At 38.8% G+C, this 13,266-nt stretch carries 17 protein-coding genes; all 17 read right to left on the bottom strand.

Annotated elements, in window-relative coordinates:
* Window positions 1-51 precede the first annotated feature (51 nt).
* A complete protein-coding gene (locus tag ACNKW3_RS15610) occupies window positions 52-726 on the bottom strand; it encodes a CerR family C-terminal domain-containing protein (protein WP_427400253.1) in 675 nt (224 codons plus the stop codon).
* A gap of 1 nt (window position 727) precedes the next feature.
* On the bottom strand, window positions 728-3,817 hold the full coding sequence (locus ACNKW3_RS15605) for an efflux RND transporter permease subunit (RefSeq protein WP_427400252.1): 3,090 nt from the start codon (window positions 3,815-3,817) through the stop codon (window positions 728-730).
* Between the two features lie 12 nt (window positions 3,818-3,829).
* Window positions 3,830-4,942 (bottom strand): efflux RND transporter periplasmic adaptor subunit, encoded by a 1,113-nt coding sequence (locus ACNKW3_RS15600; RefSeq protein ID WP_427400251.1) that lies wholly within the window; start codon window positions 4,940-4,942, stop codon window positions 3,830-3,832.
* A 277-nt stretch (window positions 4,943-5,219) separates the two neighbouring features.
* The gene (locus tag ACNKW3_RS15595) at window positions 5,220-5,642 is read right to left on the bottom strand and encodes a GNAT family N-acetyltransferase (protein ID WP_427400250.1); all 423 of its coding nucleotides are present in this window, start codon (window positions 5,640-5,642) and stop codon (window positions 5,220-5,222) included.
* Window positions 5,617-6,189: a sugar O-acetyltransferase gene (locus ACNKW3_RS15590; protein WP_427400249.1), complete on the bottom strand. Its 573-nt coding sequence runs from the start codon at window positions 6,187-6,189 to the stop codon at window positions 5,617-5,619. Before ACNKW3_RS15590 ends, ACNKW3_RS15595 begins: the two co-directional genes overlap by 26 nt.
* Before the next feature lie 262 nt (window positions 6,190-6,451).
* On the bottom strand, window positions 6,452-7,192 hold the full coding sequence (locus tag ACNKW3_RS15585; protein ID WP_427400248.1) for a tetratricopeptide repeat protein: 741 nt from the start codon (window positions 7,190-7,192) through the stop codon (window positions 6,452-6,454).
* A 284-nt stretch (window positions 7,193-7,476) separates the two neighbouring features.
* Complete coding sequence (locus ACNKW3_RS15580; RefSeq protein WP_427400247.1) at window positions 7,477-7,716, bottom strand: hypothetical protein; 240 nt, start codon at window positions 7,714-7,716, stop codon at window positions 7,477-7,479.
* Window positions 7,717-7,805: 89 nt separating this feature from the next.
* Window positions 7,806-8,246, bottom strand: a complete 441-nt coding sequence (locus ACNKW3_RS15575; protein ID WP_427400246.1) for a hypothetical protein — start codon at window positions 8,244-8,246, stop codon at window positions 7,806-7,808.
* An 88-nt stretch (window positions 8,247-8,334) separates the two neighbouring features.
* The gene (locus ACNKW3_RS15570) at window positions 8,335-8,616 is read right to left on the bottom strand and encodes a toxin-antitoxin system YwqK family antitoxin (protein WP_427400245.1); all 282 of its coding nucleotides are present in this window, start codon (window positions 8,614-8,616) and stop codon (window positions 8,335-8,337) included.
* Window positions 8,617-8,676: 60 nt separating this feature from the next.
* Entirely contained in the window at window positions 8,677-8,955 is a 279-nt protein-coding gene (locus tag ACNKW3_RS15565) for a hypothetical protein (protein WP_427400244.1), read from the bottom strand.
* A 77-nt stretch (window positions 8,956-9,032) separates the two neighbouring features.
* Window positions 9,033-10,343: a DUF2314 domain-containing protein gene (locus tag ACNKW3_RS15560; RefSeq protein ID WP_427400243.1), complete on the bottom strand. Its 1,311-nt coding sequence runs from the start codon at window positions 10,341-10,343 to the stop codon at window positions 9,033-9,035.
* Between the two features lie 376 nt (window positions 10,344-10,719).
* Window positions 10,720-11,016: a hypothetical protein gene (locus ACNKW3_RS15555; RefSeq protein WP_427400242.1), complete on the bottom strand. Its 297-nt coding sequence runs from the start codon at window positions 11,014-11,016 to the stop codon at window positions 10,720-10,722.
* Window positions 11,017-11,106: 90 nt separating this feature from the next.
* Window positions 11,107-11,478 (bottom strand): hypothetical protein, encoded by a 372-nt coding sequence (locus ACNKW3_RS15550; RefSeq protein WP_427400241.1) that lies wholly within the window; start codon window positions 11,476-11,478, stop codon window positions 11,107-11,109.
* 6 nt (window positions 11,479-11,484) lie between these two features.
* A complete protein-coding gene (locus ACNKW3_RS15545) occupies window positions 11,485-11,799 on the bottom strand; it encodes a hypothetical protein (protein ID WP_427400240.1) in 315 nt (104 codons plus the stop codon).
* Between the two features lie 96 nt (window positions 11,800-11,895).
* Window positions 11,896-12,246, bottom strand: coding sequence for a hypothetical protein (locus ACNKW3_RS15540; protein WP_427400239.1), 351 nt, complete (start codon window positions 12,244-12,246; stop codon window positions 11,896-11,898).
* Between the two features lie 97 nt (window positions 12,247-12,343).
* On the bottom strand, window positions 12,344-12,640 hold the full coding sequence (locus ACNKW3_RS15535) for a hypothetical protein (RefSeq protein ID WP_427400238.1): 297 nt from the start codon (window positions 12,638-12,640) through the stop codon (window positions 12,344-12,346).
* Between the two features lie 77 nt (window positions 12,641-12,717).
* Window positions 12,718-13,065 carry a hypothetical protein gene (locus ACNKW3_RS15530; RefSeq protein WP_427400237.1) on the bottom strand — a complete coding sequence of 116 codons (348 nt, stop codon included), beginning with the start codon at window positions 13,063-13,065 and terminating at the stop codon, window positions 12,718-12,720.
* Window positions 13,066-13,266: the final 201 nt, after the last annotated feature.

Below are 13,266 nucleotides of genomic sequence, written 5' to 3'. Positions count from 1 at the left end.
AATAATATCAAAAGCCACTCCTGTGAGACCACATAAAAGCACTTTAGTGCGTTAATTATCTTGGGATATCTTTTGAGTCAATATGGCATTTAGGTTCGACTTAATTGTGTTACGGATCAATTCTGAAACCTCCGTTGACATTACGTCTTCTCGTATGGCTCTTAATAAAGTTTCTTTAGCGATTAAAAAACCCAAGGCTTGTCCGAAAAGCGCATGACACATAACCACCACAGATTTATCTTCAGGGTGTTGATTCAAACATTTTGCAATTAATTGACTATTTAATGCTTGAATTTTAACGTAATAACGAGAATAAAAGATCTCATAGGCTTGGGTTGGCGCTGCATGCTCTCGCATAATCAATTGCGCCCATCTCGCAGTATTGGGATCTTGCAGAAAAAACTGACAAAACGCATCCATAATACTCAGGTAAGCCTGCTTAGCATCATGTGCACTTAAGGATTTCACATCGGTCATCAATTGACTGATATTTTTACCTAATTTTCGCCAAATAGCATCAACAATGAAGTGCATACAAGCATTATAAAGCCCGTTTTTATTGCGAAAATAATAAGGAATCGCAGCAATATTCGCCTTCGCTTGCTCGGCAATACTTCTGGTGGTAGCTTTAAGTCCAAATAACCCAAATTGATCAATGCCCGCTTCGATTAATGATAGCGCTGTTTGACTCTCTAAAATATCCTGACTGGTTACTGTTTCCGTCATTTCACTGTGCCTTGTTAATTTTAAACATCATGGCGTAAAGCACTGGCACCACGCCTAAGGTTAATAAGGTACCGACTGCCAATCCAAAAGCGATTGCGCCTGACATGGCATAGAACAATGCATCTTGACCAATTATCAGAGGTAACAAGCCTAAAATGGTGGTACTGGTTGACATTATTATGGGTCTAAGTCGCAAGACACAGGCACTCACCAATGCTTTAAATTGAGCGTCTGGGTCACTTTGGTCGGTAAGTTCATTCATTTCAATATCGATCCTATCGATCAGTACTATGGCGTTATTCACAATAATGCCAGCCAAGGCATACAATCCAAGAATTACCATAAAACCAAAGTCACCTTGCAGCACGAGTAATCCAAATGCCGCACCGATAATAATCAACGGAATCGTGGTAATAATAATAAAGGTGCGTCGGAAAGACTTAAATTGTCCAATTAACAACACCAAAATTATTGCCATGCACAAAGGTAAATTTTTATTTAACGACGCTTGAGAGTCTTTGGAATCTTCGATTACGCCGTCATATTCAATGCTGTATCCATAAGGTAAAGATTGTCTTATGTTGTCTAAAGGCGCGGCAAGTAAAGGAACCATATCTTCTGCATTCATCAAGCTATTCTTAGCTTCAACGGTTATGGTTCTAAATAAGTTTTCTCGTGCAATGCGTGCAAAACCGGTTTCAAATTCCAAGGTTGCCACTTGCATTAGCGGAATATTTCGCTCTAATCCCGTAGAATAAACGGTTACAGTTTCCAAGCGATCCATACTAAAGCGTTCATCCTCAGGAGCTCGAATGACTATGGGTAAAATATCATCTCCTTCCCTAAACTCGGTCACCACGAGTCCACTGAAATAACTTTGCAGAGATTGAGCGATATCGTGAGAACTCACGCCAGCGCGCCTTGCCTGCTGTTGATTTACATTAATGCGAATTTGGGTAACTCGGTTTTCCCAATCATTACGAATATCATAAGTACCGTCCAAATCTCGCAAAACAGATTCAATTTCATGGGCTTTTTGATAAATAAACTCTGCATCAGGGCCTTTAATTTGAATGTCAATTTTGCTGGAATCAGAGGGTCCTAAAAACATCTTAGTAACTTTAGCGTTGGCTTGTGGAAAAGAATCTGCAAACATCTGGCGCAGACTATCTATGGTCGGCTCTGCATTTTGACGCTTGCCCACATCCAACATAAAAAAGGCTTTATGGGGTTCATTATCGATAGGCGTTAATGATAGAACAAAACGAGGGCCTCCAAAGCCCCCATAGGCTACGTGTTTATCTATGTAAGGAAACTCAGATTTATCATTCAGCTTAAGCAGAATTTCATCTAATAATGCATTGGTTTCTCGCATTGAGCTGCCAGCAGGCAAGTCTAAATAAATGAGAACCTGTGCTCGGTCTGAATCTGGGAAAAATTTGACCGGCACTTTACTCATACCGAACCCACCAAGCAGGAACAATAACAACATGCTAAGCATAAACAATTTTCGATGAGTCAAAACATGGCGCAATGCTTTTTCATAGGTGGGATTCAAATGCTCGAAAAACTGATTTATTTTTTGCCTTATTTTTCCCTGCTTTTCCACCGGCTTTAACTTCACAAAATGGAAGCACAAAAATGGCGTGAGAGACAAAGATAAAAACCAAGACACCATTAAAGAAATTAAAATCACCAACGACACAGACCGAGTATATTCGCCAGAAGCACTTTCTGCCAACATCAGCGGCAAGAACACCAAAATAGTGGTTAAAGATGACGTTAACAGTGGAATTGCCAGTGTTTTTCCTGCGTCAACAACTGCTTGTTCTCGTGATTCTCCCTCTTCTAAACGACGTTTAAAATCTTCTGCGACCACTATACCATTGTCCACCAGCACCCCTAAGGCAATGATCAAGGTAGCAAGTGACATCCGCTCTAACGCCAAGCCGCTAAATGCCATGATGGCAATGGTAATCAGAATCACCGATGGTACGATTGACCCCACAATGACACCTGTTCTCAACCCTAGAAACAAGATAACCACTGCCGATACTATGCTCAACGTCTGAATTACACTTAGGCTTACACCATTTACCGCATTTTCAACCACGTCCGCTTGACGGGTGATAGTTTCTAAATAGAATCCGGCTGGAATGGATTGTTGTAATTCTCCAATGAGTTCTTCCATCATGGGAGAAAAGGTAAGCACGTCGGTTTCGTCATCTTTAGCAATAGCGAAAACAACCGCTGGTTTACCCATGTAGTAGGCGGTACGTACAGGCGGATCTACAACCTGACGGCTGACATTTGCAATATCCTTCAATTGGATCGATTGTTCCAATCCCGGAACAGAAATTAACGTATCGGCAACATCTTGAATAGATTGATAGTTACCAGTAGGTTGCAGTGTAAGGTTTGTACCGTTTACATCCAACGTGCCGCCCGGCCTAATAATATTCTGTTGTTGCAATGCTTGAATAATCAGGTTGGGAGAAACACCCAATTGCGCAAGTTTTGCATTGGTCATTTCAATGACTACTTGCTCTGGCTGTACACCTAAAATATCCACGACTTTAGTACCTGGCACAGTAAACATAAAATCACGAATATGTTGTGCCATGTCTAGCCGCTGTCCCCAAGTAATCCCTTCATCTACCAACATGGCAACGGTGAGAACAGCCACATCACCAAAATTATCATTCACTCTAGGCGTACTAGTACCATCAGGAAGTTCATTAATCACCAAATCAATAGCTTGGCGCATATCGTCCCAAATCTGGTCAAGTTCTGTGTATCTATCTTCTATGCGAATATGAATAATCGATTGACCAACAAGCGAAACCGAACGAATTTCCTTAACTTCGGGCAAGGTTTGAATCGCTTCTTCAAGGGTTTTGGTGATCAAGAGCTCTACCCGCTCAGCTGGGAAACCCTCTAATTCAGTGGTGACAACGGCTTCACGAATAGTCACTTTAGGATCTTCTTGGGCCGGCAAGTTAAAATAACTGAAAAAGCCGAATACCATTAACGACAAAACTACCGCTAACATCAACCTATTGTAGGTCAGACTTAGTTGCGAGATATTCATGTTACAAGTGCCTTATTGGTTAATCATTTGAGGAAAATGATCGGCCACTTTAATCTGCTGCCCGTCACGCAAAAAATCTACGCCATTTAACACAACAACATCCAATGAATGATTGGTAGTAAAAATCACTTTGTCTTTTTTGAAAGATTGTACTTTAATCGGTACTTGCACTAACTTACTATTTTCAGCAACACTTTGTATCGCAAATACGTAATGACTATTATTTTCTCCAGAGCCAATTGCCGATAAAGGCAAACTATAGGCATCTGCGGGAATGTTGTTATCGCTGATACTGAATGTTACCTCAGCAGACATCCCTGGCTGTATCCCTTGTAAATCTTCAGTTTCATCTAGTTTAATGGTCACTGGAAATGCGTTGGCGCGTTGTGCTTGGCTTCCCTGTTCAAAAACTTCACCTGTTAGCGATTTAGACTGAATATCGTTCACAATGTGCACTGAAACTTGATCACCTGGATGAATTTTAGTGATTAGCGATTCTGGGACATAGATAGCGACTTCTAAAGCATCAGAACCTTGAATAGTTAAAATTGCTGTACTAGGAGAAACCTGCTGGGAGGGTTCAACATGACGCTGAGCAACACTGCCTGAAAACGGCGCGATAAGTTGTGTATCTGCTAAGTCTTCTTTTGCAATTGACACCTGTGTCCGTGCAATATTCACTTGATCAACCAAGGATTGAAAACGAGCTTCGGCAACATCAACCTCCGCCTTAGACACTGCACCTGATGCAACTAACTGCTTTTTACGATTAAAATCAAGCTCAGCTTCGGTAAGTCGTGCTTTGGCCTCAGATAACTGACCTTCACTTTGCTGCACGCTCAAGCGCATTACTTTGTCTTCAATGCTAGCTAACACATCACCTTGATTAAATTTATCCCCTAAGTTCACATTAACTTTATCGATGACTCCGGGGATTTCAAAGCTCAATACACTTTGATCAACAGGCTGCAAAACCCCAGATAGGGTCCTAGTGGCACTTTGATTGGCAGTTTCGGGACTAGTCGCAAATACGGTTTTTATTATAGCTTTTGGCGGGGGTGGCTCTGAACATGCGAGCAAGCCCATAACACTCAAGGCTAATAAAAGTGTTTTTACCTTAGACATTTGTAACCTCTACTGATCATACCACCAAATTCAATCATTTGATTAAATCAAATGATTAGATATTTTGCAAGGTGCAAATGCAGCTTATTTCATACTTAAAAAATTCGATTATTTAGCCTCAATGGCACATTGATGAGAGGGCAAATACCAAACATGCAGGATTGATCCCTGATTTACTTCATAATTAACTATTCTGAATTGCGTTTATTTTACCCCACTATACGTTGTTCGATAGTAGTTAAAGACGGTTATTCAAGGGTAAAAAATATTGAGAAAGTTAGAGTACGGGTTTTATCATGTAGTAAAAATTGTCTTCTTGTTTATCTATTGAAAAACCAAAGCGTTCGTAGAGATGAATTGCCGGACTAATAACGAAAACGCGAAGTTTCAACATGGTCGCCCCTGCTTCTTTTGCTAAGCGCTCGCATTGGTTCAAGGCAGCAGCTCCAATGCCTCTATTCTGGAATGAGGTGTCAATTTGCAAATCACGCAAATAGCATTCTTGACCATCAAATGCCAAGCGCATGGCCCCTATAACCTTGTCATTCAACACAATGTCCCAATTCTCCAATCCGGAGATCATCTCTTCAATGGTATTTACATCCCACTCAACACCATAGTGGTCGTAGTATTCACGCATGTTGGTAATAGTGAATAAGGCTGATTCAGATAAATTAGTGGTTGGTCGAATAATAATCAAGATGTTTAATCACTTTTGCAGGGCTTCCGCCAATAACCACATTATCAGAGAAACTCTTTGTAACAACGGCACCGGATGCAACCACTACATTATTCCCTAATGTAACGCCAGGATTGATAACTGCATGGCCACCGATCCAACAATTATCACCAATAATCACGGCTTTAGCATATTCTAATCCCGAATTTCTTTCGCTTGGATCTAACGGATGAGTCGCTGTGTAAATACCCACCTGTGGTGCTAAAAAACAATTGTCACCAAATCGTACTTCGGCCACATCTAAAATAACGCAGTCAAAATTTGCGAAAAAATTATCTCCAACATGGATATTGCATCCGTAGTCACAACTAAATTTAGGTTCAATATATATATTTTTACCAGTAGTTCCGAATAGCTTCTTTATAAGCTCAATTCGGTTATCGACTTGCGAAACTGAACTGGCATTGATTTGCTCCGTCAGCAACCTTGCTGCTATTCGCATTTCGACCAACTCATTATCAGCCGGGTTGTAAAGCTCGCCAGATAACATTTTAACTATTTCGGACATTCATTTTGCCTTTTAATTTTTAAACGCGATGAAGTCTACCCCATTTTTATGTGCTTAGACTAATCGTTTAAGGATTGCTGACAATTAGATTTATCGTATTTGATACTACCAGCAATGGGGTTTGAAGAATCACTAATTACCCTTTTAACTGGTTCCATCATAAGCCGGTTTCCTTTGGAGTTTTCTTGTTAGAAATTTTACTTTCAAATTTTAAATTTGCAGATTGAACAAATAGCTATTAGCTAACATAAGGTGCCATTATTTAATTTGCTGCAAGCTCATTCTTAGCCCGTTTTAAAATGTCTTTGTGTAAAGAGGAATAGTGCTTTCCTGACATCTTGGCTTTATTAATTATTTGACTAAATATCTCATTGGCAGTTTCTTTTTGATTCTGCTTTTTTAGAAACAACGCGTAATAAAAAGAGGCTTCTGGGCCTGAGAAATAGTCATGTAAGACTTCGTATTCATGTAATGCACCAGTTACTTCATCAAGGGCTTCAAGAGTTCTAGCGTAAAGTAAATGTGCATCTTGATTTTTGTAATTGGGATTGCTTGCAATTAGATCATCCAATAGCGTCTTTGTCTTTGCATAATGACCAAGCATAAACTCAGCATTTGCTAACCCAACCATTGCCGATGGATCTTTGGCATGTATGCCAACCAGACATTTTTCATACAGAGTTTTAGCATCTGAATAAAGTCCTTTTGCCATGCACTCATCTGCTAGACGCTTAGTATTATCGACTGTACCAGACACCGAAAAATTATGTGCGGCTTGATTAAATCCTTTATTGGGATTGATAACAGCCCCCACTTTGCGTCCTGCGTTTCTTCCAGCGCGGCTATTAGTGAGTTCGGGGAGCACTTCTAATATGAAATAAGCGATTGACCCTGCTACCGGCAACATAACAACTATCCATATCCAAGTGGTGTTTCTACCAGTTTTTACCACATGGATGACCAAGGCCACTTGAATCAATATTGAGAGAATAAAAAAAGGCATTGGGGATATTTCTCCTTCAAATAACAACTCTTTTTGGAAGATAAACCTTTCGTGATTCAAACTGCCATAAATCGTTGAATAGTGTAGCCGTTGGGGAAATTCATAGCGTCACTTTGTCCATTAAAAATTACATCTAAATCTGTCGTTTTCTTGTAATAACTTTAGAAGTCCTTCACCGCAAAAATAAAAAATTCGTTAAATATACGGGTAAATGCTTGTGATCAGAATGCCCTAAATTTGAATCAATGCCAATTACAATTGTTCTGTTTTGTAAATTTTAAAAATTAGGTGTTTTCGGGAAGTGATTCGAATTCTCGTTTTCTCGCTTCAAACCAATCTTGCATCTGTTGTGGATCTTTCATCAGCACTTGCATTTTTTGCATTGCCGCTAGATGAGCCGAATCATTTTTATTAAACATCTCTATACCATGTTGCTTACTAAGCTCGGCCATTTCATCGAATGTTTGAGCATGAAATGCCATATCACAAGCTCCGCCTAGTTGCTTACAAGTCATAGTTTTCATATCGGAATCCTACATTAATATTGTTAAAGTAATACTTTACTGGAAGCTGCATTTCTTTATAGATCAACAGTCTTCCAATTGATTATAGGCTAGTATTCTCGCAATACCGATATTGTTGCTTTATTTACTTCTAATGTAGATAAATATTTTGTGTCGCAGATAGTGGTCAGGTATAAGAAATCTTCACTTGAATGTACTTTAGGAAAATCACCTTCACAATTGCCTATAAATTCGTTGTTGCTGTCAAACAGACTGTATCTTAAAGAAAACCCTGAATTTGGAGGTGTATCACCAAGATTCTTCATTTTCGAAGAGATAATCAGTGACTCATCAACTAATTTAATTTCCAGTACTTGAATATCCATAGTTTCAATAAAGGTGGACAGCTCATAATACAAGGTATCTTGGAGTGATTTCTGTAAAGAATTTTCTAGCTCTGTATGAATTGTGAAAGTGTAAATAATAACAATGCTCAAAGTACCAATCGCAAAACCAACGCCCCAAAATAAACCTTCTAACAACTTAGACATTAAATAAATCCTTTTTCTAATTAATCGGCTACTGCCGCTTGTGTTGGCGAACACGCAATGGCGCGATCATTGCGTTTTTGGCAACATATTATATTTTCCCTTCATCTACTTGGTTTTTACTAAGATCAACCTCAGCTTTTTCGGCATCTTGTTTTGGTTTGAAAGTCGTAACTTTGTATACCTTCCCGTCTTTATCATAGGTAGTCCAGTCTCCAACTTGAATGCCATCTTCAAAATGGCCAGATCGGCTTATAGTGCCGGACTTGCGAAACCACTCCCAATAACCAACAGGTGTGTTTCCGGATACTTGTCCTTTGGCCCAGATACTGCCATCTTTGTGCCGTTGCAAAAAGGGTTTCCATTCATTCATTAATGCCCCCTATCCAGGTGAAAAGACTGAAGTAACCTGATGTAGATTTTATCGATTTTTTTACAAATCATCATCTTCCGTTTTAATCGTAACTTGAATCCCACCGGTATTTTTAGCAACTTTATTATAAATAATGGCTCCCAGCGCAGTCGAAATATAGCCAAATACAAAATATAAAATTGGCCCTAAAAAAAGCATGGCTCCTATACTCGCACCTTGACCAACAGAAGCGAGAAATAAGAACGAGGGGATTAGAAAGATAAGAGACAATACAGCTAAAACGCTAGCTACAGTCAATGCTGTTTTATGAGGTGAAAACGCGATAATCGTTTTTTTCATTGAATGCCCTTCAAACTTAAAGTTGTTTTTAACTAATGTAAGACAAGCCAACCTCTATTTCCATAATTATGTTATACCTATCTTTGATACTTCCTAATTAGAGCACCTGTTTCATTTCCATCCATGGTGCCATCAGGGTAGTACCTAATATAGTCAAATACATCTGCTTGATTCACTGTTACTTTAGCTCCACCTTTTAAATCTGGAATATTTCGAGGTTCATTTTTAAGAAGTCCTTGTAAAACATTGCCTTTCCAAGATTGAACTTCAACCCACATCCACTCATTCCCTCCATCAAGATCGGTAAATGGAGCTTTAACCTGGATAAATTCACCGGGGCTTAAACCCGAATTAAAATCATCTCTCAAACTATTAAGTTTTCTTTTAGCTCTTTCGCTTGCAGCTTCAATCTCTTGATTATGCTGTACATAGGATATTTTGTCTTCCCATCCGAACAAACTAGAGAGCATGGATTCATGTTTTTCAGACAATGAGGCACCATCAAAATCATCAAATAATAACTCAATGATATAGTTATATGGGTCTCCATCTTCCCATTTACCATCCCCTATTTGAATTTTGACCTTAGTTTCGGCGTTATCTTTTAATGTCGCAAGTAACTCACTTTTGTACTGAATATTTTTTAACTCTTTTATATTCAGTAAAAGATAGCCTTGTTCGTCTGGGACTAACCCTTCGGCTAAAGATTGAGCCACGAGATTAATTAAATTGCCCATAGATTGATTCAATGACCAAGAAAAATCATTCACTACAATATCAGGCAAACCAAATTTAGCCATCCCCAATGTAATTGCTCTAACGCCTTCGTTATTTTGATAAGCATGAATGACAGTATGATCTTCAATTTCAGGAATATTATCTATCCAAGAATCTATTCTTTTCACTTTCCATGCTTCAGGCGTATATAACTCTCGAGTTTCAGAATCCCAAATTAATCCATCTGAAACGTTGGCAAAATTAAACACTGAGATAGTTGCATCTTTTAACCCATCAAAGGTCAAGCTCACCGGATAGGCGACATCGATTACTAAGGCTAAGTTTGATTTTTGAATCTGATTAGCTTGTTGCTTATCTAATCCTCTTCCAAAATAAGCTAAATAGCTTAAATCAGGGACCGGAAATGAGTTTTCAACGTCATTAATGACAGAGACTGAAACGACTGGGCTATCTGTTACATTTGGAAGTTGTTCGACTAGCTCAAAGCTCTTAAACTCGTTTTTTAGGGCTGAAATATCTATTTCTTGTTTGCTTGGGAAAAAATAGACTATCGACCTGTATCTAATATCAGGACCAGAATTAGAGGCATAGGATATGTCAGCTGCGGAGAATCCCAAAATCAATAAGATAGTGATTTTCTTTAACAACACAAAAGTTCTCCAAATTCGACGCGTACAACATAATGTTTTGTATAAATGAACCTCGATAGAGAGTTCACAGGAAAGAGCAAAGTTAATATAAGGAAAAAAAAGCAAACAATATGTTTAAACTTTTTCATACACCATAATAATATTGTTATATCCAAAGGCTGAGCCAAACCAACAAGCGTCAGCATCAACGCTGCATAGATTCACTTATTTTGTAGTTCAACTGATTTAGCACAAAGTTTTTCAAGAAATATAACACTTTTCATTACTGATTTTGGCAGCTCTTGACAAAAACTGGTTAACAGACTTGTCATATGAAGATACAAAATTACCTTTTTAACTAAATCTATAATGTCTAAAGAGTCCGGTTTATGCGCAATCATCTAACTATAAATACTCTATTAACTATCCAATATACACCAGAGAATATTAACTGAGTTACGATACAAAAAATCGGCCAAACAAACAGCATCCCAACGATAACAAAACCACTTTCACCTTCTGGTATATCAGTGAAGTATGAAATGAGCATGGTCAACCACATTGCAGCAATACCTGTTTGAATTAGTACAAACAGTTTATTTTTAGTCTTCCTCCAGGCTATGACAGGAATAAGTGCAAAACAAATAAAGCTGAATCCAATGTAAAAAATACTTTGTAAAACAATTTGAATCAAAGTCTACTCTTTGTCATATAGGGTCTGCAGGCGATATGTCACAGTAAAGCGACATAAATCTATTGTAAGGTGTTTGCACACTAATACTCTTTAATACTGCCATAGCAGAAGCTGAATATTCAACACAAATAGACACACCAATAGTGCAATATACCATGCTGATTTCCTTCTGATGTTTATGTTAGAAAATGAGGGTCTTTCTTTGACTAGGGTTACCACAATAACCAGAAAATTAAACGCTACATGCAATACAGCAAAATCTTCATCGTATAAAGCAACGCCCGCTGGTTTTGCAACCACACCTTGTTCTTCAGTAAATAGCTTAGCAATACTATTGTAAATTGCGCCAATTACATCAGAAAACAAAAAGTTTGCATGTAATTCATATGCAATTATCGTGGAAATCAAGGCTAATAATATTAAACCAACCCTCAGCATTTCGTCAGGCAAAGAACGCTTCAAAATATTTCATTCAACCTCTTCAAGCACAGAAAAGCCATACTCTGATTTGCTGGTATCCTCCGCAACTTCCAAATTAACAGATACATCTATAGCAAACTCCCAGTCAAACCGTTGTCTGTAAGCACATGATTTAAGCGGTACAATTGTTCCTTTCGGAAAAACTATACCCTCTTCAGAAATCATATCGGACAACAAAACATGCGGACTTGGTGATTCACAAAGCATGTCAAAGTCTTTGTAGAAAATTCCGGCTAACGCACCTGAAAGAAAAATTACGAATGTAGCTAAAGAGAAAACGACATATTTTTGAAAATTCTTCATGACTTCCCTGACAAAAAACGCCTCAATAATGGGTCGGAGCGCAGCGGCGAAGCCGCGGAGTGCAGGTCCAGCCGTGAGGCGACATTGATTGATTTGTTAAGTGTTTCTCTGGCGCAACTCACCGATTAATCCTCTTACTTCGGAAACTCCCCTATCATTTAATACGAAATCTCCATCTTCATTCTCCATAAGAAACTCATCGTATTCCCAGAGCACCTCACACCTCTTTCTTATGGAGTCTAGGAACTTATCCTTGATGGGGATATTAAGGAATCGATCCCAGCCAGCACCATCCACTTCTCTTGCCTCCATGCGCTTGAGGAAATCTTCAACTTCCACAGGAGTTCTCGCCATTTTAGAGCCCAATAATTTGAGAGAGATCACAACCACAAGTACTACAGCGAAAGCGATAAAAATTATGTTCCCTGGCATGAGGCTCTCGTACACTTAACGCTCCGTTGTTGAGCACAGGTTTGGCGCTAACCGAAGCTGTGTCTCAATGACCGAAGGAAATGAATTAATCGGCTTGTTAGAAGCACCTAACCTACCAACCTTCCAATAATGAGCCAACTTCTTTTCCTTTTTCTATATCGTTTTTCTCAAGATATGCTATTCGATTGTCTTCATCACGTAAATTATATCGATGGAATGCAATACAAAGCAAAAAATAAGCAAGCCAGAAGAAAACTAGTAAACCTATAAATAAAATTAGTTGTTCAACAAATGAAAGGCCATCCCTGAAAAATACTATTGGTATGCCAATCAACGCTACTAATAAAGAAACATGAATAAACGACGTTTTCGCTGCTTGTTTTAAAATACTAATGTTATAAAACGACATTTCGAACCTTCCAGTGCTTCTAACGCTTTAAACAGCGGAAAACGCGAGCGTCGCGAATGATTTTCCGATGATTTAACTTATTTTATGCCAACACCGCGTTTCCATCTATTAGCTTGCGCAAATGCTTTATGCCTAAGTCTTTGGCTATCCGTTTTGTCTTTGGATATTCGGATTAGACCGTCATAAATATCACTATTGATAACGAATCCATTTTCTATCCATAAAACTGCTGATAATGCCCAGTGCCTGCTTGGAAATCTTAATGAATACTCTACAACTTGTTCTAACAACTCAGAAGACAGTACTTTCGACGTTTTTATGTTATCTAATACTTCTGGATATGAATATTCTAGCAGTGGCAGTAAGGCCATTGGATTCTCCATTTCTAACCAGCGACTTTCTAACTCTTCAATAGGAACTAACATGGCACAGAACGCCTCAAACACCGGCTTGGTGAAGTTGGCGGCTTTTTTGCACACGCAAAAAAGGTGACAGCTTTACTAAGTCCGCGTGCTTTGACTTGTGTACGCCCAGCATGGGCATGAACTAATGAGGTGAAAGTCCTCTGTAGGAAAATCACCGTCTTTTAACATCTAGTTATTAGACGCTAACTACTAGCGAATGGC

Source organism: Glaciecola sp. 1036 (genome assembly GCF_050306235.1).
Taxonomy (GTDB): domain Bacteria; phylum Pseudomonadota; class Gammaproteobacteria; order Enterobacterales; family Alteromonadaceae; genus Glaciecola.
This window is presented reverse-complemented; position numbering and strand designations above follow the sequence as displayed.

Excerpts from the sequence above, each read along its gene's own strand:
- ACNKW3_RS15530 (WP_427400237.1), bottom strand. The coding sequence starts at position 13,065 with ATGTTAGTTCCTATTGAAGAGTTAGAAAGTCGCTGGTTAGAAATGGAG.
- ACNKW3_RS15535 (WP_427400238.1), bottom strand. The coding sequence starts at position 12,640 with ATGTCGTTTTATAACATTAGTATTTTAAAACAAGCAGCGAAAACGTCG.
- ACNKW3_RS15545 (WP_427400240.1), bottom strand. The coding sequence starts at position 11,799 with ATGAAGAATTTTCAAAAATATGTCGTTTTCTCTTTAGCTACATTCGTA.
- ACNKW3_RS15610 (WP_427400253.1), bottom strand. The coding sequence starts at position 726 with ATGACGGAAACAGTAACCAGTCAGGATATTTTAGAGAGTCAAACAGCG.
- ACNKW3_RS15580 (WP_427400247.1), bottom strand. The coding sequence starts at position 7,716 with ATGAAAACTATGACTTGTAAGCAACTAGGCGGAGCTTGTGATATGGCA.
- ACNKW3_RS15575 (WP_427400246.1), bottom strand. The coding sequence starts at position 8,246 with ATGTCTAAGTTGTTAGAAGGTTTATTTTGGGGCGTTGGTTTTGCGATT.
- ACNKW3_RS15605 (WP_427400252.1), bottom strand. The coding sequence starts at position 3,817 with ATGAATATCTCGCAACTAAGTCTGACCTACAATAGGTTGATGTTAGCG.
- ACNKW3_RS15565 (WP_427400244.1), bottom strand. The coding sequence starts at position 8,955 with ATGAAAAAAACGATTATCGCGTTTTCACCTCATAAAACAGCATTGACT.
- ACNKW3_RS15585 (WP_427400248.1), bottom strand. The coding sequence starts at position 7,192 with ATGCCTTTTTTTATTCTCTCAATATTGATTCAAGTGGCCTTGGTCATC.
- ACNKW3_RS15590 (WP_427400249.1), bottom strand. The coding sequence starts at position 6,189 with ATGTCCGAAATAGTTAAAATGTTATCTGGCGAGCTTTACAACCCGGCT.
- ACNKW3_RS15570 (WP_427400245.1), bottom strand. The coding sequence starts at position 8,616 with ATGAATGAATGGAAACCCTTTTTGCAACGGCACAAAGATGGCAGTATC.
- ACNKW3_RS15600 (WP_427400251.1), bottom strand. The coding sequence starts at position 4,942 with ATGTCTAAGGTAAAAACACTTTTATTAGCCTTGAGTGTTATGGGCTTG.